The organism is Bradyrhizobium sp. 197, assembly GCF_023073375.1.
Taxonomy (GTDB): Bacteria; Pseudomonadota; Alphaproteobacteria; order Rhizobiales; family Xanthobacteraceae; genus Bradyrhizobium.
Map to the genome: position 1 here is coordinate 71,793 of NZ_JADPJJ010000165.1, position 23,161 is coordinate 94,953.

General features: G+C 64.0%; 22 protein-coding genes. 15 read left to right on the forward strand and 7 right to left on the reverse strand.

The window, feature by feature from the left end; all coding sequences use genetic code 11:
• The first annotated feature begins 36 nt into the window (after positions 1–36).
• Positions 37–462 carry a DUF1801 domain-containing protein gene (locus IVB27_RS36540; protein ID WP_247447497.1) on the forward strand — a complete coding sequence of 142 codons (426 nt, stop codon included), beginning with the start codon at positions 37–39 and terminating at the stop codon, positions 460–462.
• Positions 463–1,478: 1,016 nt separating this feature from the next.
• On the opposite strand, the gene mepK is transcribed toward IVB27_RS36540, so the two are convergent.
• From mepK to IVB27_RS36555, 3 genes are all read right to left on the reverse strand, one after another.
• Positions 1,479–3,104 (reverse strand): peptidoglycan L,D-endopeptidase MepK, encoded by a 1,626-nt coding sequence (gene mepK / locus IVB27_RS36545; protein ID WP_247447498.1) that lies wholly within the window; start codon positions 3,102–3,104, stop codon positions 1,479–1,481.
• A 288-nt stretch (positions 3,105–3,392) separates the two neighbouring features.
• Positions 3,393–5,591: a L,D-transpeptidase family protein gene (locus tag IVB27_RS36550; protein ID WP_247447499.1), complete on the reverse strand. Its 2,199-nt coding sequence runs from the start codon at positions 5,589–5,591 to the stop codon at positions 3,393–3,395.
• Positions 5,592–5,938: 347 nt separating this feature from the next.
• Positions 5,939–7,435, reverse strand: coding sequence for a sigma-54-dependent transcriptional regulator (locus tag IVB27_RS36555; RefSeq protein ID WP_247447500.1), 1,497 nt, complete (start codon positions 7,433–7,435; stop codon positions 5,939–5,941).
• Positions 7,436–7,562: 127 nt separating this feature from the next.
• Here IVB27_RS36555 and IVB27_RS36560 point away from each other — a divergent pair, with 127 nt between their 5' ends.
• The 12 genes from IVB27_RS36560 (at position 7,563) to IVB27_RS36615 (ending at position 18,550) form a co-directional block, all read left to right on the forward strand.
• Entirely contained in the window at positions 7,563–9,500 is a 1,938-nt protein-coding gene (locus IVB27_RS36560) for a M3 family oligoendopeptidase (RefSeq protein WP_247447501.1), read from the forward strand.
• A 95-nt stretch (positions 9,501–9,595) separates the two neighbouring features.
• Positions 9,596–9,820 (forward strand): AbrB/MazE/SpoVT family DNA-binding domain-containing protein, encoded by a 225-nt coding sequence (locus IVB27_RS36565; protein WP_247343091.1) that lies wholly within the window; start codon positions 9,596–9,598, stop codon positions 9,818–9,820.
• A gap of 9 nt (positions 9,821–9,829) precedes the next feature.
• Positions 9,830–10,225, forward strand: coding sequence for a type II toxin-antitoxin system death-on-curing family toxin (locus tag IVB27_RS36570; RefSeq protein WP_247343093.1), 396 nt, complete (start codon positions 9,830–9,832; stop codon positions 10,223–10,225).
• Between the two features lie 96 nt (positions 10,226–10,321).
• Positions 10,322–10,474, forward strand: a complete 153-nt coding sequence (locus IVB27_RS36575; protein ID WP_247343096.1) for an aa3-type cytochrome c oxidase subunit IV — start codon at positions 10,322–10,324, stop codon at positions 10,472–10,474.
• Positions 10,475–10,611: 137 nt separating this feature from the next.
• Entirely contained in the window at positions 10,612–11,739 is a 1,128-nt protein-coding gene (locus IVB27_RS36580) for a Re/Si-specific NAD(P)(+) transhydrogenase subunit alpha (RefSeq protein WP_247343101.1), read from the forward strand.
• Positions 11,740–11,750: 11 nt separating this feature from the next.
• Positions 11,751–12,068 carry a proton-translocating transhydrogenase family protein gene (locus tag IVB27_RS36585; RefSeq protein ID WP_247447502.1) on the forward strand — a complete coding sequence of 106 codons (318 nt, stop codon included), beginning with the start codon at positions 11,751–11,753 and terminating at the stop codon, positions 12,066–12,068.
• Between the two features lie 39 nt (positions 12,069–12,107).
• On the forward strand, positions 12,108–13,508 hold the full coding sequence (locus tag IVB27_RS36590) for an NAD(P)(+) transhydrogenase (Re/Si-specific) subunit beta (RefSeq protein ID WP_247343107.1): 1,401 nt from the start codon (positions 12,108–12,110) through the stop codon (positions 13,506–13,508).
• A 173-nt stretch (positions 13,509–13,681) separates the two neighbouring features.
• A complete protein-coding gene (locus IVB27_RS36595) occupies positions 13,682–14,479 on the forward strand; it encodes an alpha/beta hydrolase (protein ID WP_247447503.1) in 798 nt (265 codons plus the stop codon).
• Positions 14,433–15,914: a sodium:proton antiporter gene (locus tag IVB27_RS36600; RefSeq protein ID WP_247447504.1), complete on the forward strand. Its 1,482-nt coding sequence runs from the start codon at positions 14,433–14,435 to the stop codon at positions 15,912–15,914. The genes IVB27_RS36595 and IVB27_RS36600 overlap by 47 nt, the downstream gene beginning before the upstream one ends.
• A 139-nt stretch (positions 15,915–16,053) precedes the next feature.
• The gene (locus IVB27_RS36605; RefSeq protein ID WP_247447505.1) at positions 16,054–17,151 is read left to right on the forward strand and encodes a calcium:cation antiporter; all 1,098 of its coding nucleotides are present in this window, start codon (positions 16,054–16,056) and stop codon (positions 17,149–17,151) included.
• Positions 17,152–17,186: 35 nt separating this feature from the next.
• Positions 17,187–17,471 (forward strand): cupin domain-containing protein, encoded by a 285-nt coding sequence (locus IVB27_RS36610; protein ID WP_247447506.1) that lies wholly within the window; start codon positions 17,187–17,189, stop codon positions 17,469–17,471.
• Positions 17,472–17,563: 92 nt separating this feature from the next.
• A complete protein-coding gene (locus IVB27_RS36615; RefSeq protein WP_247447507.1) occupies positions 17,564–18,550 on the forward strand; it encodes a hypothetical protein in 987 nt (328 codons plus the stop codon).
• 27 nt (positions 18,551–18,577) lie between these two features.
• Here the strand turns inward: IVB27_RS36615 and IVB27_RS36620 are convergent, their stop codons facing one another.
• A complete protein-coding gene (locus IVB27_RS36620; protein WP_247447508.1) occupies positions 18,578–19,228 on the reverse strand; it encodes a tetratricopeptide repeat protein in 651 nt (216 codons plus the stop codon).
• Between the two features lie 126 nt (positions 19,229–19,354).
• Positions 19,355–19,669, reverse strand: a complete 315-nt coding sequence (rpsU, locus tag IVB27_RS36625) for a 30S ribosomal protein S21 (protein ID WP_007614218.1) — start codon at positions 19,667–19,669, stop codon at positions 19,355–19,357.
• A 261-nt stretch (positions 19,670–19,930) separates the two neighbouring features.
• Here rpsU and aqpZ point away from each other — a divergent pair, with 261 nt between their 5' ends.
• A complete protein-coding gene (aqpZ, locus tag IVB27_RS36630) occupies positions 19,931–20,653 on the forward strand; it encodes an aquaporin Z (RefSeq protein WP_247447509.1) in 723 nt (240 codons plus the stop codon).
• Positions 20,654–20,689: 36 nt separating this feature from the next.
• Here the strand turns inward: aqpZ and IVB27_RS36635 are convergent, their stop codons facing one another.
• Together IVB27_RS36635 and purE are read right to left on the reverse strand one after the other, a co-directional pair.
• A complete protein-coding gene (locus tag IVB27_RS36635; protein ID WP_247447510.1) occupies positions 20,690–21,796 on the reverse strand; it encodes a 5-(carboxyamino)imidazole ribonucleotide synthase in 1,107 nt (368 codons plus the stop codon).
• On the reverse strand, positions 21,793–22,281 hold the full coding sequence (gene purE, locus IVB27_RS36640; RefSeq protein ID WP_247343133.1) for a 5-(carboxyamino)imidazole ribonucleotide mutase: 489 nt from the start codon (positions 22,279–22,281) through the stop codon (positions 21,793–21,795). The genes IVB27_RS36635 and purE overlap by 4 nt, the downstream gene beginning before the upstream one ends.
• A 141-nt stretch (positions 22,282–22,422) precedes the next feature.
• Here purE and IVB27_RS36645 point away from each other — a divergent pair, with 141 nt between their 5' ends.
• On the forward strand, positions 22,423–23,160 hold the full coding sequence (locus IVB27_RS36645; protein ID WP_247447511.1) for a GGDEF domain-containing protein: 738 nt from the start codon (positions 22,423–22,425) through the stop codon (positions 23,158–23,160).
• Position 23,161: the final 1 nt, after the last annotated feature.

The following is a 23,161-nucleotide window of genomic DNA, read 5'->3' on the forward strand; positions in this document are numbered from 1 at the left end:
GCGGAGACCGATTGGTGATCCATCGAGGGTGAAACTGTGACTGCTCCGACGCTGCCGCGCGAGGTGAGCCGTGCCTTCGACGCCTTCCCGGCGCCGATCAGCAAGCGGCTGCTCCAGGTGCGTGCGCTGATCTTCGCGACCGCCGCGGCGCAAGAGGAGGTCGGTCGGCTCAGCGAAACCCTCAAATGGGGGGAGCCTGCTTATCTGACCGACGAGACCGGCAGCGGCAGCACGATCCGGCTCGGGCGCATTAAAGAGTCCGAGCACGCCGCCATCTTGTTCAACTGCAAGACGACGCTGATCGATACGTTCCGCGAGCGCTTTGCCGATCAGTTCGAGTATCGGCAAACCAGGGCTTTGCTGTTGCCGGTGTCGGGCGCGCTGCTGAAGCGGCCGCTATCCGTCTGCCTGTCGCTGGCGTTGACGTATCATCTGGATCGCCGGGCCAGGAAAGCCAGATAGAAACCGCGGACTTGTAGTCCGGATGGACTCAACGGTCGGCGCGAAGCGGCGCCCGATGACAAGCTCCGCGAAATCCGGGATCTCGCAGCGAGCGTTGCATTCCCGGATTGCGCTGGGGGCAACGCGGTTGCTGCTGGCACGCAGCCTCAATCCGCAGGATTGTCGGTCTCCGTCTCAATTGCCGCGCCTGCGTTGGGAGTCTCGTCGGGCCTGCGCCCGCTTGTTGGCCTGCGAGACTCTTCCGATTGTTTCCGGTGGAAGTTTCTTGATCCGGTGACGGCTTGGGATGGACCGCATGCCGTCATGCGAAGTTGGAGTTGTCTGCGGTCGAGAAAACTGACGTGCCCGACGGAGTGCCAACGCCCGTCTCGCCGCTTCCCCGAGTTCCCGTCGTGCTTCAAACTTTCGGATGCGCCTCAGCTCGTTCTTAACGCGCTTAGTGGCAGCAGCGAAAACCGATTGGCGCCGATTTGCGTGCTCTGTCGTTCCGGAGAAACTCTTGCCGCGGGGGTCGGCCGTTCCCTTTGTTTCGCGGCGTCGATGCCGCGACAATGTACGCTCCCTGTCACGCAGATCCCGAAGGCGGGCGCGAAGGCCCTCAAGTCCTTCGCGCTCCATCTCTCCAACCATTGGATGGTGCGTATTCAATATGACTTCGCGCTCGTCGGGGTTCAGAAGGCTGAGCTCAGACCTGCATGGAACTGACATCGCACGCTCCTACTTCGCTGTAGCGACATTTCCTCGAGACCTGCAGCAAGCTCGTACTCAATAGTCGCCGCCGGGCTCATGGCAGCCGCTGCCTTCGTATTTTGGATCCGAGCTCGTGTATAGAATCCGCGTCACGCGGCCACTTCGGAAACGCGGGAAACACCGGCACAAGGCAAGCGCGAAGGCCACAATGCGCGTTTGGAATGCGCAGCGATACCGGGTGATTACCCGTTGGAAGTGGAGGAATCCTCCTTAGTGCAGATGTGCACCAAGATTTTGAAAATCCGAACTGTGTGAGGGGAAAGATCTCAGCGCAGCGAGGCGGTGCGGACCACGAATGATGTCGTCTCGAGTTTCGCGGTCGCACTGCCCGTAAAGCTGTCGCAGGACAGGCCTTGCATCGGATCGTCGGCAAAACCCATGGCGATCACGGCCTGCGGCTTGACGAAGTAGGCGCGCATTGCGGCCATGTCGAGCTCGCCCATCAGCGTGACCGACATCGCACGGCTGGCGCTCGGCGACAGCATCACGATCTTGAGCCAGATGCTTTCGCCCTTGGCGGCGGAGAGCCGGGTCGCGGTCGCGACCATGCCATCGATGCGCTTGCCGACAACCGTGTTGATCTCGGTCGCGGGCGCTAGGTTGCGCGCCGCGGAGGCGGGACGGGCGGAGCGCGGGATCGGTGCGGAGGCGGCGACGACGTTGGCGCGGTCGACCGGCGCCGCGGACGCCGGCGCATAGGCCAGCGCCTGATAGGCGGCGTTGGAGACGCTCGCGGTCGGCTGCGGATCGGTGGCAGCTGCAAGTGCCTGGCGGGCTTTCAGCGCAGCCACTTGGGCCGGCGTTGCCTGTTGCGGCGTGGCCGGGGCGTCCCAGAAGCCGCGGGCGTTGATGATGTCGGCCGGGGTCTCGAGCTTTGCGTCGGCAGATTTGCCGGTGGCCGGCTTTTCAACCACGGGCGCGGGCTTCGGCTTGGGCGGCGCCAGGAGCTGCGCATCGGCCGAAGCGAGCTGGAACGTCGCTGCGATCGACGGCTTGGCGCGCGGCGTCGGCACCGGATCGGCCGGCTTGACTGCGGAGGCGACCACGGTCGGCGCGGCGGGCTTCGCGGCCGGGGCGGGCGCGCCCTCGTCATCCTCGTCGCTGCTCGTGGCGGCCGGGGCCGGCTTGCCCTTGAACAATGCGACAAAGAAATTCGGCTTGCTGCCGCCGGCGTCGTCGCCGCTTCCGCGGCGCTCGATGTCGGCCTTGGCGAGCTCATAACCCTTCAGCGGCGTGCCGTCGGTCGGCACATGGACGGTGCGGCCGTCCGGGAAGACGCGGGCGAGCTGGTCATGCGTCATGCGCGGCCAGTGCCGGATGCTGCCGGTGTCCAGATGCACGAAGGGCGAACCGGAGGTCGGATAGAAGCCGACGCCGCCGCGCTGGAGGCGCAGGCCGGCAAAGCGGATCTGCTCCAGCGGCACGCCCGGAATGTGGAAGTCCATCGCATGTCCCAGCATGTGCTGGCTGAAGCGCGCCACCCCGGAGGAGCGGCGGCGGAGCATGGCGTTGGTGGCGGGCGAGCGGTAGGAGGAGATGATCTGGATCGGCTGCTTGGCATCGACGTCGCGATACACTTCCCAGAGGATGTCGAAGAGGTGACGGTCCATGACCGTCTCGTCCTGGGTCCGCCAGTCGCGCAGGAAATGGTTGAGCTGCTTCAGCGCCGCTTCGTCGTAACGCCCGTCGCGCTTGAAGGTGACGGTAAGGTCTTCGCCGGAATGGGTGTGGTGGAAGGAGAGCGTCTTGGTCTCGTTCAGCGCGGCCGCATTGTGAACTGAACCTGCGGCAGCAAGCAGCAATACGGCAGCGAGGCCGATCCGAGAGCCGGCCTTCACTCCCGCATGGGACAACGACAGCGCAGCGAATTGGCGTGCGATACCAGTCAGCACGTTAGAGCCCACCCAGTCGACCAGCGTTCAAAATGGACTCTCCCGCTAACCCCGTTAGCACGCGAAAGAGGGTGAACGCTTTCTTAAAGCGAGAAGGTTAACTTGAGGTTGACCTTCCTGCCCCCAAACCAAGTCAGACTACAATCCTAACCGGGTGAGTGTGGCAAAAAAACGCCCGCTGCCTGAGGTCGGGTGGAGAATGGTTAACGTTAAGCGATCCCATCCAGAGAATGAGGTCGCTGATTTTGTTGCAGAATTTCAGGAGTTAGGCCCCAGTCTGGGCCGGTCTCAGCGGGTGAATACCCGCTGCTGCTGCGGTCGGCGACCGACCGGAGCCGGCGGCGGAGTCGGAGCTCCGAACAGCCGCTCGAAGAAATTCAGGCCGGACGAGCCGCCATTGTTGGCCGCCAACACGCCGTTCGGCAGCGTCGTTGCCGGGCGTGAATAGCTCGGCTGGGAATGCGCGACGACGTTCTCGAGATCCTTGCCGCGGCCGTTCTTCAGGATGTTGATCATGGTCGCGTCGCGGCCATAGACGTCCTTGCGGAATTGCAGCTTGCCGCCATCGTCCACGAATGCGGTCTGGTAGGTGATGTTGACCGGGATCGGGGTCGGGAATTTCAAGTCGACTTCGCCCTTGCCGTACATGCTGCGCACGCGCTCCGGCGTGTACTTCTCGTTCGGCAGCGCGATGTTGAGCAGGATGGAGGCGTACTGATCCGGGTTCTGCACGCGCATGCAGCCATGGCTGAAGGCACGCTCGTCCCTGGTGAACAGGTTCTTGTCCGGCGTGTCGTGCTGATAAACAAGGAACTTGTTCGGGAAGTTGAAGCGGATGCGGCCGAGCGCGTTGGCTTCACCCGGCGGCTGCGAGATGTGCACCGAGCCGTCGCGGTTCTGTTCGAGCTTGAGACCCATGCGCTGGAGCACGGTCGGGTCCTGCTGAAGCGCCGGCAAATATTCGTTGTAGACGATCGACGGCGGCACGTTCCAGGTCGGATTGACCGTGATGTACTTCATCGTCTCGGTGAGCAGCGGGGTCGCATGCGTGCCCGGCTTGCCGGTGACGACGCGGGTGGTCCAGACCTGCTGTCCGCGCTGCATCACCTTCAGCGTGTAGTCGGGGATGTTGAGGATGACATAGGCGTCGCCCAGCGCGGGAACGCCGAGGTCGCGCGGCAGCCAGCGCCAGCGCTCCATATTCACCAGCACCACGTCGATCTGCTTGTCGCGCTTCGGCGTGTTGATCGCCTTGACCGTCTTGTCATCGAGGATGCCAGTCGCCTTGATCTCGGCGCCGTTCTGGAATTTGCGCACGGCTTCGGCGACCGCAGCGTCATAGCGGGTGTCGCTGGCGTTCTCGGCGAGGCCGAGCTTGGCGCGCAGCTGCGGCACGCGCGGATCTTCAACGACGATTTCAGCCCGCTTCTTGCCGGCCGGGGTGTACTTCAGCGCCGGACCGTCGGCGATCTCGATCACCGGGCCGTTGCCCTGGCCGCGGAGCTCCGCGAGCTTCGCCTTCAGCTCCTTGTAGAGCTTCTGCGGCGGGTTATAGCTGTCGAGGGCTGCGGAGGCATCGGTCGCGCTCGTGACCTTGGCGAGCACGTCGCTCGGATCGGTCGGGTGCTCCGGATAGAGGATGTCGCCGCTGACCTGCGACCAGTGCATGCGGCCGCTCTGGGCCTGGCGCGCATAGTCGAACATGCTGGCGGTGAGCTTGAGCTCGGCATCGGCGAGTGCATCGGGCGTCGTGGCGGCGGCAAAATCCGGCAGCTGGTAATCGGCGGGATTGAGACCGTCGGACGCCGCATCCTTCAGCCGTGCGATCACGCCCTTGGCTGCAGGGGTCAGGCTGCCGCCCAGGGTCCAGACCGGCGCGAAGTCGCGTGCACCGTAAAACTTCTCGATCGCCGCGCGCTCGTTCTTGCGGTCAAAATGGCGCGAGGTCTTAGCGCCGATGATGTCCTTGAGCTTGTCGGCGACCGGCTGATCGGCGGCGGGAACGTTGCTCGCGGCCTTCACCGGCTCTGAGGCCGGGGTTGCTGCGACCGCAGGTGCCGAGGGAGCGGTCGGCGTTGCGGTTGCGGTGTCGGCCTTGACGGGTTCAGTCTTCGCGGGTTCAGACTTCGCGGGTTCAGACTTGGCCGTCTCGCTCTTCGGCGCCTCTGGCGGGGGCGTGGCGGCGACATCGGAAGGCTTGCTCTCAACCTTGTCCTTGTCGGGGGCCGGTGCAGCTTCGGCCTTCACGGCCTCCTTGGCCGGTTCCTGAATAGCGGCGGTGGTGTCGAGCTTGATGTCGGATGCGGTCGGGGGCGGGACGTTTGCGGGTTCGGGGCGCGGGATCGCAGCTTCGATCGCAAGCTCGGCAGCGCTGCTGCGCGCCTGATCCTGCGCCAAGGCTGAGCTGGCCGATACCGTGAGGAAGGTCGCAGCGACCGTCATCAAGACACGGTCAAAGCCTGCACGGTGGTTCAAACAGTCACGCATTGTGTCGCACCCCTCGGGTGAGCTGTCCCTCGTGGAACAGCTTTGTTATCGCCTAATGAGCTTCGGCTAAACCGCGCCGGCCTCTCGAAAGTTGCACGCCTGCACGCAACGATTCTTACGCAGACGATATACAGGCCCCGATTTCGCAGCCAGCGCTACCCGGGACAACTCACGACAAACTGACTTCAAGGAAGCCTTTTGGCAACGGATTGTGCGCTTCTGCCACGCGCTTTTCCCTGTGTCTGTCACTTCCAAGTCACGGTTCACCGTGCAGTCGAATTCCATCGTCATGCGAACGGCTTACAGTCGTCTCGCGCCGCCCGCACGAACCCCCGTTCGCGTCAGGCTCAGTGCGTCTCCTCACCGCTTTTGCCGCCATGGCCGGGAACCCCGGCTTCGTCGAGTTTGCGGTAGAGGGTGGACCGGCCGATTTTGAGGCGGCGGGCGACCTCGGACATCTGTCCGCGGTAATGGGAGATCGCGAAGCGGATGATCTCGTTCTCGATGTCCTCCAGCGGTCGGACCTCGCCGGTCGCGGTCAGCATGGAGAGGGCACCCGCCAGGGGCAGCGGCGCGATCGGTATTTCATTACCCGACACGAGGGAGGGGGCCGCCATCGGCTCCAGCATCAGCGGCGCGGTCGGAATGTCTGTTCCCGGATGCGGCTGCGAGGCGAGCAGGGGGAAGTCGTCAAGGCCAAGCTGGTCGCCCTCGCTCATCACCACGGCGCGGTAGACCGCGTTTTCGAGCTGGCGGATGTTGCCGGGCCAATCGAGCTGGGCGAGGTGCGCAACGGCCTCGCCGCTGATGCCGGTGATGGAGCGGTTTTCCTCGGCGGCAAAGCGCGCCAGGAAATGCCTGAGCAGATGCGGGATGTCCTCGCGCCGGGAGCGCAGCGAGGGGATCGTCAGCGGCAGGACGTGAAGGCGATAGAACAAATCTTCCCGGAAGTGTCCCTGCTTGACCCGCTCCAGCAGCCTGCGGTTGGTCGCCGAGATGATGCGGACGTCGACCTTCACGGGTTTGCGGCCGCCGACCGCCTCGACCGCGCCTTCCTGCAGCGCGCGGAGCAGCTTGACCTGCGCGGTCAGCGGCAGCTCGCTGACCTCGTCCAGGAACAGCGTGCCGCCATGGGCTTCGACGAACTTGCCGGTGTGGCGTTCGGTGGCGCCGGTGAAGGCACCCTTCTCGTGACCGAACAGGATGGACTCAACGAGGTTGTCGGGGATCGCGCCGCAATTGACTGCGACGAACGGTTTTGCCTTGCGCTCGCCGCTGCCATGGATGGCGCGCGCGAACATCTCCTTGCCGACGCCGGACTCGCCTTCGATCAGCACGGGGATCGAGGAGTTTGTTGCTTTCTGCGCTGCGCGCATCACGTCCGCCATCGCCTCGGCGCGGGTGATGATGTCGGAGAAGGTCAGCCGGCCCTCGCGGCTGTGACGGATGCGCTGCAATTCGCCCTTGAGCGCGGACGAATTGAGCGCGTTGCGAAGAGAGACCTGGAGCCGCTCCAGGCCGACCGGCTTGACCACGAAATCGGCCGCGCCCGCGCGCATTGCCGAGATCACGTTGTCGATGCCGCCATGGGCGGTCTGCACGATAACGGGGATGCTGAGGCCCGCTTCGCGGATTTTCGCCAGCACGCCCATGCCGTCGAGGCCGGGCATTACGAGATCGAGGATGACGCCGTCGATAACGGGCGCATCGGGGGCGGTGAGGACGGCGATCGCGGCGTCGCCGGAATCCACGACGATCGTCTCATAGCCGCATTTCTGCACCATGTTTTCGACCAGCCGGCGGGCTACAGCGTCGTCGTCGGCGATCAAAATACTGGCAGCCATGGTGTTCCCCGCACGCTACTACTATCTGTCTCGAATCGGGGCACTCTGGCCGAAGCCGATTAACGCACTCTTAAACCTTGATGCCCCCGCCCGCTGTCGCGATTGTTGAACACAGGTTTCCCACACAATGAATTCGCGCTCCAAGTTTGCAGTTAAGAAGTCCGCCGCTAGCAAGCCCGCTCTCCGCAAGCCGAACACCAGGAAATCAGCAGCCAAGGTCAAGTCCTCCAAGCCGTCGCTTGCCAAGCCCTCGCTCGCCAAGTCTTCACCCGCCAAGCCTGCGAGCAAGACCGGCAAGCTTCCGGAGTGGAACCTCGCCGATCTCTATACCGGGATCGATGCGCCGGAAGTGGCGCGCGATCTCGCAAAGATGGATGCCGATTGCGTCGCGTTCGAGACGGACTACAAGGGCAAGCTCGCAACAGGAACAGCAAAGGAAGATGGCGGAAAATGGCTCACTGAAGCCGTGCGACGCTATGAGGCGATCGACGACCTCGCCGGCCGTCTCGGCTCCTACGCCGGTCTCGTCCATGCCGGCGACAGCGTGGACCCTGCGATTTCAAAGTTTTACGGCGACGTTTCCGAGCGGCTGACAGCTGCATCGACGCATTTGCTGTTCTTCGCGCTCGAGCTCAATCGTGTCGATGACGATATATTGAACCGCGCGATGCAGGCCGCCGAGCTCGCGCACTACCGTCCCTGGATCGAGGATCTGCGCAAGGAGAAGCCGTACCAGCTTGACGACAAGCTCGAGCAGCTCTTTCTGGAGAAGTCGCAGACCGGCTATTCCGCCTTCAACCGGCTGTTCGACCAGACCATCTCGGGCCTGCGTTTCAAGGTCGGGATCAAGGAGCTCGCAATCGAGCCGACGCTCAATCTGCTGCAGGACCGCGACGGCGCCAAGCGCAAGACCGCGGCCGAGGCGCTCGCAAAGACCTTCAAGGCCAATGAGCGCATCTTTGCGCTGATCACCAACACGCTGGCTAAGGACAAGGACATCTCCGACAGCTGGCGCGGCTTCAAGGACGTCGCGGATTCCCGCCATTTGAACAACCGCGTCGAACGCGAGGTGGTGGATGCGCTGGTCGCCTCGGTGCGCGCGGCCTATCCAAAATTGTCGCATCGCTATTACGCGCTGAAGGCACGCTGGTTCGGCAAGAAGCGCCTGGCTTCCTGGGACCGCAATGCGCCGCTGCCTTTCGCGGCGACCGGCGTCATCGGCTGGCCCGACGCGCGGAACATGGTGCTGACGGCCTATCGTGGCTTCTCGCCTGAAATGGCTGATATCGCCGAGCGCTTCTTCACCGATCGCTGGATCGACGCGCCGGTACGCCCGGGCAAGGCACCGGGCGCGTTCTCGCATCCGACCACGCCGTCGGCGCACCCTTACGTACTGATGAACTACCAGGGCAAGCCGCGCGACGTGATGACGCTCGCCCATGAGCTCGGCCACGGCGTGCATCAGGTGCTGGCAGCCAGGAACGGCGCGCTGATGGCGCCGACGCCGCTGACGCTGGCGGAGACCGCAAGCGTGTTCGGCGAGATGCTGACCTTCCGGCGGCTGCTGGCGCAGACCAAGAACCCAAAGCAGCGCCAGGCGCTGCTCGCTGGCAAGGTCGAGGACATGATCAACACCGTGGTGCGGCAGATCGCGTTCTATTCGTTCGAGCGCGCGGTCCACACCGAGCGCAAGAACGGCGAGCTCACCGCGACGCGGCTCGGCGAGATCTGGCTGTCGGTGCAAGGCGAGAGCCTGGGGCCGGCAATCGAGATCAAGGCGGGCTACGAGAACTACTGGATGTACATCCCGCACTTCATCCATTCGCCGTTCTACGTCTACGCCTACGCGTTCGGCGATTGCCTCGTGAACTCGCTCTACGCCGTCTACGAGAACGCCGCCGAGGGCTTTGCCGAGCGCTATCTCGACATGCTCGCCGCCGGCGGCACCAAGCATTATTCCGAGCTGCTACGGCCGTTCGGGCTCGATGCCAAGGACCCGAAGTTCTGGGACGGCGGCCTCTCGGTCATCGCCGGCATGATCGACGAGCTGGAAGCAATGGGCTGAGGCGTAAGGAGCCTCTAGGGTCGATGTAAAACATTTGTTGAACCGCGACCCGTACTGCGTTATACAATTGTATAACGCAGTACGGTGGGACGACCATGAAGATCGAGATCAAGAAGATCGGTAATTCAGATGGACTGCTGCTTCCGCGCGAGCTGATGCAGCGACTTGACCTCAAGCGCGGACAGCAACTGCACATCGTGGAATTGCCGGGCGGTGGTTTCCAACTGCTGCCCTATGATCCCGATTTCGGGCGGACGATGGAAATCGCCGACGACCTCATGGACAAGTACCGGGACACCCTTGCCGCACTAGCAAAGTAGGGGGGTCAAATGAGCGAGCCCGAAGAGCCGCTCTGGATCACCTACGAGCAGGCTGTCGCAATTCACGGCCGGCAACTCCGCCGCTTCGGCGGCGCGCCGGGATTGCGCGATGAAGGTATGCTGCGATCGGCACTCGATCGGCCGATCAACAAGTGGCGCTACGAACAGGCGTCGCTCGATGAACTCGCTGCGGCCTATGCATTCGGTCTCGCGAAAAATCACGCATTTGTCGACGGAAACAAGCGCATCGCGTTCCTGGCGATGATGGTCTTTCTTCACAAGAACGGAGTGACCTTCAGTCCCGATCCCGCGGAAGCGACAACCATCATCCTTGCGCTCGCCGCCGGTGAAGTCAGCCAGCAGAGCCTCGTCCGCTGGATCCGCGATAATCTGGATTCCAAATGACCTGATTTGCCGGAAAACCGCGCCTGCCTGCCGTTGCCCTGCCCGAAAGTTTGCGGTATCCCAACGATGAATTCGACTTTCGACTGGGGACAATTGATGGCTGATCATAGCGAAGTGGCGTACAGCACCGCCGACGGCAACGACTACGTTGCCCACGAGCAGACCTACGAGGGCTTCATCAAGCTGGTGAAGTACGGCACGATCTCGGTCGCGCTCATCGTGATCCTGATGGCGATCTTCCTGACCTGACTATCGCCGGCTGCATCCGCCAGCGCCGGCGGCTGCTCATAAAATTTGCACACAATCCGGTTCCAAAACCGGTATCCAACGTTGCGGGAGTAACGCTAAGTTCGCGTGCGCGCTTTTCCCGCGTCGCCGGAGGGCCTATGAAGATCGCCGTTGCCAAGGAAATCGATCCGTCGGAGCCGCGCGTTGCCGCTTCGCCGGATACGGTGAAGAAGTTCAAGGCGTTGGGTGCCGAGATCGCCGTTGAGCCGGGCGCCGGCCTCAAGTCGGGCCTGCCGGATTCCGAATTCACCGCCGTGGGGGCCATCGTCAGCGCCGACGCGCTGAAGGACGCCGACATCATCATTAAGGTGAGGCGCCCTGAAGCCTCCGAGTTGGCGCAGTACAAGCGCGGCGCGCTCGTCATCGCCATCATGGACCCCTACGGCAATGAGGCCGCGCTGAAGACGATCGCCGATGCCGGCGTCTCTGCCTTCGCGATGGAATTGATGCCGCGCATCACGCGCGCGCAGGTAATGGACGTGTTGTCCTCGCAGGCTAATCTTGCCGGCTACCGTGCCGTGATCGAGGGCGCCGAAGCCTTCGGCCGCGCCTTCCCGATGATGATGACCGCGGCCGGCACCGTGCCTGCCGCCAAGGTGTTCGTGATGGGCGTCGGCGTCGCCGGCCTCCAGGCGATCGCGACCGCGCGCCGGCTCGGCGCCATCGTCACCGCGACCGACGTGCGGCCGGCGACCAAGGAGCAGGTGGAATCGCTCGGCGCGAAATTCCTCGCCGTCGAGGACGAGGAATTCAAGAACGCGCAGACCGCCGGCGGCTACGCCAAGGAAATGTCGAAAGAGTATCAGGCCAAGCAGGCCGCGCTGACCGCCGAGCACATCAAGAAGCAGGACATCGTGATCACGACGGCACTGATTCCGGGCCGGCCGGCGCCGAAGCTGGTCACGGCCGACATGGTCAAGTCGATGAAGCCGGGTTCGGTGCTGGTCGATCTCGCCGTCGAGCGCGGCGGCAATGTCGAGGGTGCAAGGCCGGGCGAAGTCGCCGACGTCGATGGCATCAAGATCGTCGGCTACACCAATGTCGCCGGCCGCGTCGCGGCGTCGGCCTCCAGCCTCTACGCGCGCAATTTGTTCAATTTCATCGAAACGATGTTCGACAAGACCAACAAGGCGCTGGCCGTGAATTGGGACGACGAACTCGTGAAGGCGACCGCGCTGACCAGGGACGGCGCCGTGATTCATCCGAATTTCCAGCCGAAAGCGTAAGGAGAGCCGCCATGGAGCATGTTGCACAGGTCGTTGACCCCTTCGTCTTCCGGCTGTCGATTTTCGTTCTCGCCGTCTTTGTCGGCTATTTCGTGGTGTGGTCGGTGACCCCGGCGCTGCATACGCCGCTGATGAGCGTGACCAACGCGATCTCCTCGGTGATCGTGGTCGGCGCGCTGCTGGCGGTCGGCGTCGGCATGATCTCGAGCGGCTCCGGCTGGGCGCGCGGCTTCGGTTTCGTCGCGCTCATCTTTGCCTGCGTGAACATCTTTGGCGGCTTCCTTGTCACCCAGCGCATGCTGGGGATGTACAAGAAGAAGTCGAAGTAAGCGGCCACCTCGGGCTGAAGGGATCAATGGGGACCTGAGATGAACGCCAATCTCTCTGCATTCTTGTATCTCGTGGCGGGGGTGCTGTTCATCCTGTCGCTGCGCGGGCTGTCGAGCCCGGCGTCGTCGCGCCAGGGCAATCTGTTCGGCATGATCGGCATGGGGATCGCGGTCGCAACCACGCTCGCCAGCCATCCGCCGGCGGACGGCGTCGCCTGGATCCTCGTGATATCAGGTATCGCCCTTGGCGGCGCGATCGGCGCGGTGATCGCCCGCCGCGTGCCGATGACCTCGATGCCGGAACTGGTCGCCGCCTTCCACTCTCTGGTCGGCATGGCCGCGGTGCTCGTCGCTGCCGGCGCATTCTACGCGCCCGAAGCCTTCGACATCGGCACCCCCGGCAACATCCATCCACAGAGCCTGGTCGAGATGTCGCTCGGCGTCGCCATCGGCGCGCTGACCTTCACCGGTTCGGTGATCGCGTTCCTGAAGCTGTCCGCGCGGATGAGCGGTGCGCCGATCATCCTGCCGTTCCGCCACATCATCAACATCGCGCTCGCGATCGCGCTCGTCGTCTTCGTCGTCGGCCTGGTGATGTCGGGCAGCGCGCTCGACTTCTGGCTGATCGTCATTATCGCGCTGGCGCTCGGTGTGCTCATGATCATCCCGATCGGCGGCGCCGACATGCCGGTCGTGATCTCGATGCTGAACTCCTACTCCGGCTGGGCGGCTGCCGGCATCGGCTTCACTCTCGGCAATTCCGCACTGATCATCACCGGCGCGCTGGTCGGATCGTCGGGCGCGATCCTGTCCTACATCATGTGCCACGCGATGAACCGGTCCTTCATCTCGGTCATCCTCGGCGGCTTCGGCGGCGAGACCGCTGCGGCCGGCGGTGGCGGCGGCGGCGAGCAGAAGCCGGTCAAGCTCGGCTCGGCCGACGACGCGGCCTTCATCATGAAGAACGCTCAGAAGGTCATCATCGTGCCCGGCTACGGCATGGCGGTGGCGCAGGCCCAGCATGCGCTGCGCGAAATGGGCGACATCCTGAAGAAGGAAGGCGTCGAGGTGAAATACGCCATTCACCCGGTCGCCGGCCGCATGCCCGGCCACATGAACGTGCTGCTTGCCGAAGCCAACGTGCCCTATGACGAGGTGTTCGAGCTCGAGGACATCAACTCCGAGTTCGCGCAGGCCGACATCGCCTTCGTGATCGGCGCCAACGACGTTACCAATCCGGCCGCCGAAGACGACAAGACCTCGCCAATCTACGGCATGCCGGTGCTCCAGGTCTGGAAGGCCGGCACCGTGATGTTCATCAAGCGCTCGCTTGCTTCGGGCTATGCCGGCATCGACAATCCGCTGTTCTACCGGGACAACACCATGATGCTGCTCGGCGACGCCAAGAAGGTCACCGAAAGCATCGTCAAGTCGATGTAGCGCGGAAGGAAACGGGCCGTGGCCAAGCGACGCGCGGGCAGCGCGTCGCTTGGCACGCCGCTCACAAGGCGACGTTGTGGTTGCCGCGACGTTCCGGCGAGCCTCCAGCCCGATGTCATGAAATTGCTGCGGAGCTGTCGCAAAGTCCTGAACGGGGACGGGGCCGCGTCATCATGACCATCGTCAAGTGGATCGCCATCCTGTTCGCGGCCGTTTATCTCGGCTGTGTCCTCGTGCTGTATGTCAGGCAGCGCGAGATGCTGTTTCCGATCCCGCCCGTCGGTCGCACCGCGCCGGATGCCGCAGGCTTGCCCGAGGCTGAAGAGCACGTCCTGACCACCTCCGATGGCGAGAAGGTCATCGTCTGGCACGTGCCGGCGAGGCCCGGCCGCCCCGTGATCCTGTATTTCCCGGGCAACGGCGATTATCTCGCCGGTCGCGTCAGCCGCTTCAAGGCCATGACGGCGGACGGCACCGGTCTCGTCGCGCTGTCCTATCGCGGCTATGCCGGCTCGAGCGGTGCGCCGAGCGAGGAGGGCCTGCTGCAGGATGCAGCGGCCGCCTACGCCTTCACCACTGCACGCTATGCGGCGGAACGAATCGTCGGCTGGGGCTTTTCGCTCGGGACCGGCGTGGCGGTCGTGATCGCCTCGCAGCATCGGGTTGGAAAACTCATCCTGGAAGCTCCCTATACGTCGACGGTCGACATTGCTGCTTCATCATTCTGGTTCGTTCCGGTGCGCCTGCTGATGCGAGATCCATTTCATTCCGATGAGCGCATCCCGCGCGTCACTGTGCCGCTATTGGTGATGCATGGCACCAATGACCTTGCCATTTCGATCGTGTTCGGAGAGCGTCTGTTCGCGCTCGCGCATGAACCGAAGCAGTTCGTTCGCTTTGCGGGCGGCGGACACGATAATCTCGATGCTTTCGGTGCGATCGAAACGGCGAGGCGCTTCATTGCTTCCTAGACGGCTTGTTGTTCGATGCGGGAGCGGGTTCATCGCCGCGATCCTGGTCGTGTTGTTGCCGCAGCACGCATGGGCGGCGACCGGGCTCGACGGCGCGGCGATGCGCTGGCCCTATGCGCTGCCCTTTTGCGGCCTCCTGCTGTCGATCGCGCTCGGCCCGCTGCTGTTTGCACGGTTTTGGCACCATCATTACGGCAAGATCGCCGCGGCCTGGTCGCTGCTGGCACTCGCCTCGCTCGTCATCTTGGCCGGGAGCATGGCGGCGCTGGCGGCACTCGTCCACGCCATGCTCGCCGAATATCTCGGTTTCATCGTGCTGCTGTTCTCGCTCTATGTCGTGGCCGGGGGCGTTCTCGTCAGGGGCGACATCAAGGCGACGCCGGCGGCGAATGCCGGCATCCTCGCGCTCGGCACGCTGATGGCGAGCGTCGTCGGCACCACGGGGGCAGCCATGATCCTGATCCGGCCTTTGATCCGCGCCAACCGGCCGCGGCGCCACAACGTCCATGTCGTCATCTTTTTCATCATCCTGGTTGCCAATGTCGGCGGCGCGCTGAGCCCGCTCGGCGATCCCCCGCTGTTCGTCGGCTTCCTGCATGGCGTCGACTTCTTCTGGACCACGCGGACCATTTGGCTACAGACGGCGATCGTTGCCGGACTGCTGCTCGCGATCTTCGTTGCCATCGACGTCTGGCGCTTCCGCAGCGAACCCTTGCCCGGCAACGCCGGCGCCGCGAAGCCGGTCCGCATCCGCGGTCTCGTCAACCTGGTGCTGATCGCAGCCATCGTCGCGAGCCTGCTGGCCTCGGCAATGTGGAAGCCCGGCATTGCCTTCGACATTCTCGGAACCAGGCTGGAGCTGGAAGACATCGCCCGCAACGCGGCGCTGCTGGCGATAGCGGCCCTGTCGGTGTGGTTGACGCCGGACGAGCACAGGCAAGCCAACGGCTTCACTTGGGAGCCGATTCGCGAAGTCGCAAAACTGTTCGCCGGCATTTTTGTCGCGATCATCCCGGTCATCGCCATGCTCAATGCCGGCCATCACGGTGCCTTCGCCTGGCTGTTGTCGGCCGTGACGGCGCCGGACGGCACGCCGCGCGAGGTTGCCTATTTCTGGTTCACCGGCCTGATGTCGGCGTTCCTCGATAATGCGCCGACCTATCTGTTGTTCTTTGAACTCGCCGGCGGCGAGCCGCAGGTGCTGATGCATGAGCTGTCGGGCACGCTTGCGTCCATCTCCATGGGCGCGGTCTACATGGGCGCGCTCACCTATATCGGCAATGCGCCGAACTTCATGGTGAGCAGCATCGCCAGCGAGAACGGCATCGCGATGCCGAGCTTCTTCGGTTATTTCGTGCGTGCCAGCGCGGTGCTGATCCCGCTGTTCCTGCTGCTGACGCTGCTGCCGCTCGCGCCGATCCTGCACTTGCTTTGAATCTGCCGACCGATTTGCCACTGCTCGCCCAAGGTGCGATGAATATCGTCGCACCCTGGGCTTTTCGTTTGAGCATGATCCTTTCGGAAAGCCGCGATACATTTTTCCGGATCGTGCGCGAAGCAGTTGGAGCCGATAGATGAGCGCGCATAGTCCGATGCCCCGGTCGGCCTGGATCTTTCCGGCCCTGGCTGTGCTGTTGTATGCAGCCGTCAGCGCGACGGGCTATGTGTTCACGCTGTCGGTTGGCGGGCTCTTCTTCGCCATCGTGCTCCTCGTCATCCTGTTCGGCACCGTCTTTGCCGCGGTTCATCATGCCGAAGTGATCGCCGAACGGGTCGGCGAACCCTATGGCACGCTGGTGCTGACTCTCTCGGTGACCATCATCGAGGTGGCGCTGATCACCACGATCATGCTGGGCGACAAGCCTGCCCCCGAACTGGCGCGCGACACCGTGTTCGCCGTGGTCATGATCGTCTGCAATGGCCTTGTCGGGCTCTGCATCTTCATCGGCGGCCTGCGCTATCGTGAGCAGGGCTTTCAGCTCTCCGGCGCCAACGTCTATCTCAGCGTGCTGTTCGCGCTCGCGACCATCACCCTGATCATGCCGAACTACACGACCACCACGCCGGGCCCGGTCTATTCGGCGATTCAACTCGGCTTCGTCGACGTGGTTACGCTCGCGCTGTATGGGGTGTTTCTCTACACCCAGACCGTGCTGCACAAGGATTACTTCGTTCACGAACGGGAGGATGGCAGGATCGGCGAGGCGCATCTGTCGGGCCGGACCTTGGTGCTCAGCGTCGTGCTGCTGCTGATTGCGCTGCTGGCGGTCGTGCTGCTGTCCAAGAAATTCTCGCTGGTGGTCGACGCCGTTGCGGCCAGGATCGGTGCGCCGCCTGCCTTTGCCGGACTTCTGGTCGCGCTTTTGATCCTGCTGCCGGAAGGCGTCGCGGCCGTCTCGGCGGCCCGCAAGAACGACCTCCAGAAGAGCATCAACCTCGCGCTGGGCTCGTCGCTGGCCACCATCGGGCTGACCTTCCCGGCCGTCGGTGTCGCTACCTATGCGCTCGACAAGGAACTCAAGCTCGGTCTCAGCGCCCAGGGCAGCGTCCTTTTGCTCCTGACCTTCTTCCTGAGTATGCTGACCTTCGGTACGGGTAGGACCAATGTTCTGTTCGGGCTGGTCCATATGGTGGTATTTGCCGTCTACGTGTTCATGGTTTTCGTGCCCTGAACCGGTTTTCGGGATCATGCCCCAGGAGAGTTCCGATGCTTGCCGCCAAGTCCGAGGTTCAGGTCGACAATGAGCAGGTTCGGGTGACGGAGTGGCGGCTCGCTCCAAACAGCGCTACCGGGCATCACACCCACGGCATGGACTACGTCATTGTTCCCGTCGTCGCGGGGGAAATGACCATCGTGGCGCCCAATGGCGAGCGGTCCAAGGCGCAGCTTGCGGCTGGAAAATCCTACTTTCGCAAGGCGGGCGTCCAACACGACGTGCTTAACGAAACCGCAACCGAGATCGTGTTCCTTGAGATCGAGCTGAAGCCGTAAGTCCGGCGTACTTCTTTGCCATTGATCCGTCGCAGTTGATCCCTCACTATGCCTCAAAGTTCCCGCATCAGATCGCGCGGGGAGTGGCCGGAATGCTGAAATACGTCGCTAAAATCTCGATGGACATCTTCCCCTCGGTGCTCGCAACGATCATCGGGGCATACATCGTTAATCACTACATCAACGCCAAGCCGGCGGCGGATGCCCCTGCGGCCGTGATGGCGCCTGCCGAGGCCGGCAAGAACGGCAAGCCCGCCGATGTGGCCAACCTCCCGGCGCACGGCGTCAAAGCCAAGGGCATCTCCGAGAAGAGCGTGACGGACAAGCCGGCGGCCGAGAAGACTGCCGAGCAGCCGGGCGCTGAGCCCAAGACGACTGAGAAGACCACTGAGAAGGCGACTGCGGACGTAGCGCCGGCCGAGCCCGCCCCGCGCGGTAAGACGTCCGCGCGCGAGAAGGCGGTCGCCAAGTCCAACCCGGCTGTCACGGCACCCGCTCCCTCCGTCCCGGTGGTGGAGGCCAATTCGGCGCCGGCTGCTGCCGCTCCGGCTGCAACCGCCGATGCCAACGATCTTGTGCGCGCTGCGATCGAGCGCCTGCGCAAGTCGCCTGAGGGCAAAGCGATTGAGGCCAAGTCCTTCGAGACCAAGCCTTCCGAAACTAAATCTTCCGAGACCAAGTCTTCCGAAACCAAGTCGGTCGAGAGGACCCAGGAGCCTGCCGTGCGGGAAGCCGCCCGCACCCCGGAAGCCCCGCGTATTATCCCCATGGACCCGTCGATGGTACGGCCGTTGCCGCCCCCGATCACGGTCTCGACGACGCCCGCACCCGAGGCCTATGGCAATGGTGGCTCGTCGCAGGCGAGCCCGCCCTACACGGCCTCGGTCGGCAACGAGAACCCAAATCGGTTGACGCCGCCGGCTGATATTCCGGTCCCGATGATCGCGCCCCCGCTCGACCTGCGCGCCGATGCCGGCGCGTCCATGCCGCGGCCGAAGACCAATGTCGCCGACGACATGCTGTCGGGCGTCAAGTCCATGTTCCATTCCGTTCTACCGAAGAGCGACACCCCGGATTAAGACGGGGCCTGCGCTGCGCCATAATCGTCAGCCGCCGACGCGGGCGAGGCCGCTGCGGGCGGCGTCGTCGCGTGGACGAAGCGAGACCGCCTTGGTGTAGGACGCCGCCGCCTTGGTCCTGTCGCCCAGCCTTTCATAGGCTTGTCCGCGTGTGCTCCAGACCTGGGCATTGTGCGGATCGGCCTCGGAGGCCTCATCCAGATCGGCCGCAGCTTCCTTGACCTTGCCGAGGGCGAGATAGCTGATGGCGCGGCCGAGCAGCGGCTCGACCTTCTGCGGGTTGAGTCCGCTCGCGGAGCTGAAATCGGCGATCGCGAAGTCGTGCTGGTTTTTGCTTTGATAGATTAGGGCGCGGCCATAAAGCGCCTGCGCATTGTAGGGATCGAGCCCGACCGCGAGATTGAATTCATCGAGCGCGGCCGCCGTCTCGCCGGACTTTGCCAGAGCCTGGGCCTTTGCCGTATGGGCCTGGGCTTCGCTGACGTTGTTGGCGCTGACCACGTTCTCAGCCGTCGTGGCAGTCTTGGGCGCCTCCTGCGGCTTCTCCTTCTCCGGCATCAGCGATCCCAGATCGAAGGAGCAGCCGCAGAGTGCAATCCCCGTCAAGGCCAGCGCGAGCGGCTGCTGCCAGATCTGGCGGAACCGCGCCAAGCGGCGCTTGGGGAAAGGGGAGGCCATCTACGGTTCGCTCGCGCTGGTGCCGCATCGGTAGTGCCCCGTCCCAGAAAGGCACCGCTCACAAAACAATAACGCGGACCAGGGGCCCGCGTCATCGAAAACTGTAGTCTTTTCAGGTCTGGTAAATCAGCGCGGTCCGCGCGGACCAGCACTTGCACCAGCGCCAGCACCCGGGCCGCCACGACCGCCACGATCACCGCCGGGGCCAGCGCCGAACACCGGCTTCGGCTTCATCGGCAGCAGGCCTTCGCGCTGCAGCTTCTTGCGGGCCAGCTTGCGCGCGCGGCGCACGGCTTCGGCCTTTTCGCGGGCCTTCTTCTCGGAGGGCTTCTCGTAGTGACCGCGGAGCTTCATCTCGCGGAAAATACCCTCGCGCTGCATCTTCTTCTTCAGCGCCTTGAGGGCTTGATCGACATTGTTATCGCGGACGAGAACCTGCACGCGGCATCCTCTTCAGTGGATCGGATTTGAATTCTGGTAAGTCAAAGGGGATGGCGAAGACGCGCAAGCCCTTAACCTTGAGGGCGCGGATGTATCAGACAAAACTGGGGATGTCCACCGACCAACCGCGTTTTCGGGCCAAGTTCAGCCATCAAATGAGGCAAAATACCACTGTGCGGCCCTGATTTGGGAGATTTGACGCCAAGGGCGGGGCCGTTTCCGGAGCTTTGTTCCGGAATCCTTGAAAGCAGGGGACGACACATGGATACGAAAAAATACGCGGCCGAGGCTATCGGCACCTTTTGGCTCACATTCGCAGGTTGCGGGAGCGCGGTGATCGCAGCCGGCTTTCCGCAGGTTGGTATCGGTCTGGTCGGTGTTTCCCTCGCATTCGGGCTGAGCGTGGTCACCATGGCCTATGCGATCGGCCACATCTCCGGCTGCCATCTCAACCCGGCTGTCACGGTCGGTCTTGCTGCCGGCGGGCGTTTTCCGGCCGGACAGATCCTGCCCTATGTGATCGCGCAGGTGGCCGGCGCGATCGTGGCCGCGTGGCTCCTCTACGTCATCGCAAGTGGAGCTCCCGGCTTCGACGTCAGCAAAGGATTCGCGTCCAACGGTTACGACGCCCATTCGCCCGGCCAGTACAGCATGATCGTGTGCTTCCTCACCGAGGTGGTGATGACCATGATGTTCCTGTTCATCATCATGGGCGCCACCCATGGCCGTGCGCCCGTGGGCTTTGCGCCGCTGGCGATCGGGCTCGCGCTGGTGATGATCCATCTCGTCAGCATCCCCGTCACCAACACCTCGGTGAACCCGGCGCGCAGCACGGGTCCCGCATTGTTCGTCGGCGGCTGGGCGACCGCGCAGCTCTGGTTGTTCTGGGTTGCGCCACTGATCGGCGGCGCGCTGGGCGGGGTGATCTATCGCTGGCTCAGCGACGAGCCCACCGGCGTTGTCGCGGGCGCGAAGACGGCGTAATTGCAAAGCGGGATCGTGGCATGCGCCGCGGTCCCGTTACTTGCCGGTCGTGGGTCGCACTTCGGTGACGTGGCCCATCTTGCGGCCGGGGCGCGGCGCGCCCTTGCCGTAGATGTGCACGGTCGCGCCCGGCACGCTCAGCCACTTGTCGTAGTCTTTGATCTCGTCGCCGATCAGATTGGTCATGGTGACGACCTCGCCGTGGCGCACGGGCTTGCCGAGGGGCCAGCCGGCAATGGCGCGGATATGCTGCTCGAACTGCGAAATTGACGCACCGTCGAGCGTCCAGTGTCCGGAATTGTGCACGCGCGGAGCGATCTCGTTGACCAGCACCTTCGGTCCGGTGCCGTTGGCGAGCACGAACATCTCGACGGCGAGCACGCCGACATAATCGAGCGCGCTCGCGATCTTGCCGGCGATGCTGCGCGCTTCCTCGGCGAGCACGTCCGGGATCCGGGCGGGCGCACGGGAAATCTTCAGGATGTGATCGCGGTGCTCGTTTTCAGTGACGTCAAAACACTCGACCTGACCTGTGGCCGAACGGGCGGTGATCACGGAAATCTCGCGCTCGTACGGCACGAAGGCTTCCAGGATCGCTGATTTGGTGGCGAGACTGGTCCACACTTTCGCGATGTCGTCGCCCTCGCGGATGATGGCTTGGCCCTTGCCGTCATAGCCGAAGCGGCGGGTCTTCAGCACCGCCGGAAGGCCGATCCTGACGATCGCCTCGCGCAACGACGAGACCGAGGTGACGTCGGCATAGGCTGCGGTGCCGATGCCGAGCCGCGTCACGAAATCCTTCTCGGCGAGCCGGTCCTGGGTGGTCTCGAGGATCTTGCGGTTGGGCAGCACGGGGCGCCGCGCATCCAGCACCATCGCGGCCGCGGACGGCACGTTCTCGAATTCATAGGTGATGACATCGACGTCGTTGGCGAACAGCTCGAGCGCTTCGACGTCGGCATATTCGGCGCAGGTCGCGTTCAGGACGACGTCGAAGGCCGGCGAGTCCGGATCGGGCGAGAACACCTGGCAGCGCAGGCCGAGCCGGGCCGCCGCCATGGCCAGCATCCGCCCCAATTGTCCGCCGCCGAGGATGCCGATGGTGTCGCCGGGCTTCAGCTTCACCTGCTTTGCGTCAGTCACGCCTTGTCCTCCGGACGCTCGGCAACCGCCTCGGTCTGCGCCTTGCGCCAGGCGGCCAAGCGATCGGCCAAGGCCGGGTCGGACAAGGCCAGCACGGCAGCCGCCAGCAGCGCCGCATTGATGGCGCCGGCCTTGCCGATGGCGAGGGTCCCGACCGGGATGCCCGCAGGCATCTGGACGATCGAATAGAGCGAATCAATGCCCCTGAGCGTCCTGGATTCGACGGGAACGCCGAACACGGGCAGTTCCGTCAGCGCCGCCGCCATGCCGGGCAGGTGCGCAGCGCCACCCGCGCCGGCGATGATGACCTTGTAACCGGCCACCTTGGCGCCCTTGGCGAACGCAAACAGCCGGTCGGGGGTGCGGTGGGCCGAAACGATGCGGGTATCGGCGGCAACGCCGAGCGCTGCAAGCGTGTCGGCGGCATGCCGCATCGTGTCCCAGTCCGACTGGCTTCCCATGATAACGGCGATCGGCGCGGTCATGACGTCAATTGTGCTCGAAAAACAGAAAGATAGGCCAGATTAACGGTTCCGGCCGGCGGCTCGCAAGGCGGTGGCAAGGAGAAGCGAATGCACTATCCTGTCTTGGTGAATCCCCGCAAGCCTTCATTGAGCAGGATGCCCATGAAGAAACCAAAAACGGCGAGCGCTGCGAAGGCTAAAAAGGGCCTGAAGACCAGCGCCAGCCGCGCCAAAGCTGCCCCCAAAAGCCCGGCCAAGCGCCCGGCCAGGCGTTCGATCAAACCGTCGGGGCGCGAAGCGTCGGCCGATGACGGAGCTAAGACGGCCATCAAGACGGCCATCCGCAACCTCCGGAGCAAGCTCAAGGGGGCGCTGCGGCGGGTCGCGGAACTCGAAGCCGCCGCCGACACCGACTTCCTGCTCGAGATTCCGAACCGGCGCGGCTTCGAGCGCGAGCTCGCGCGCGCCGTCGCCTACATGAAGCGTTACCGCGCCAGCGGCGCGCTGATCGTGCTCGACGTCGATCGGTTGAAGCCGATCAACGATTCCTTCGGCCATGCCGCCGGCGACGAGGTGCTGAAGGCGATTGCCACAACGCTGGCGCGGCAGATCCGCGCCTCGGACGTGGTCGGCCGGCTCGGCGGCGACGAGTTCGCGCTGCTGCTCTGGAATCTCAGCGAGACCGACGCCAAGGCGAAGGCCGCGGCCTTCGAGGAGGCCATCGACGAATTGTCCTTTGTGTTCCACGGTCAGCACGTGAGCGCGGGCGCCTCTGCCGGCGTCGCCCTGCTTGGCATGCAGTCCGACGCCGCGCGCGCGCTGGAGGAGGCCGATGCCGCCATGTATGTGCGCAAGGCGCACCGGCGGCATGAACCGGGCATCAGGCTCGTCAGCAGCTGAT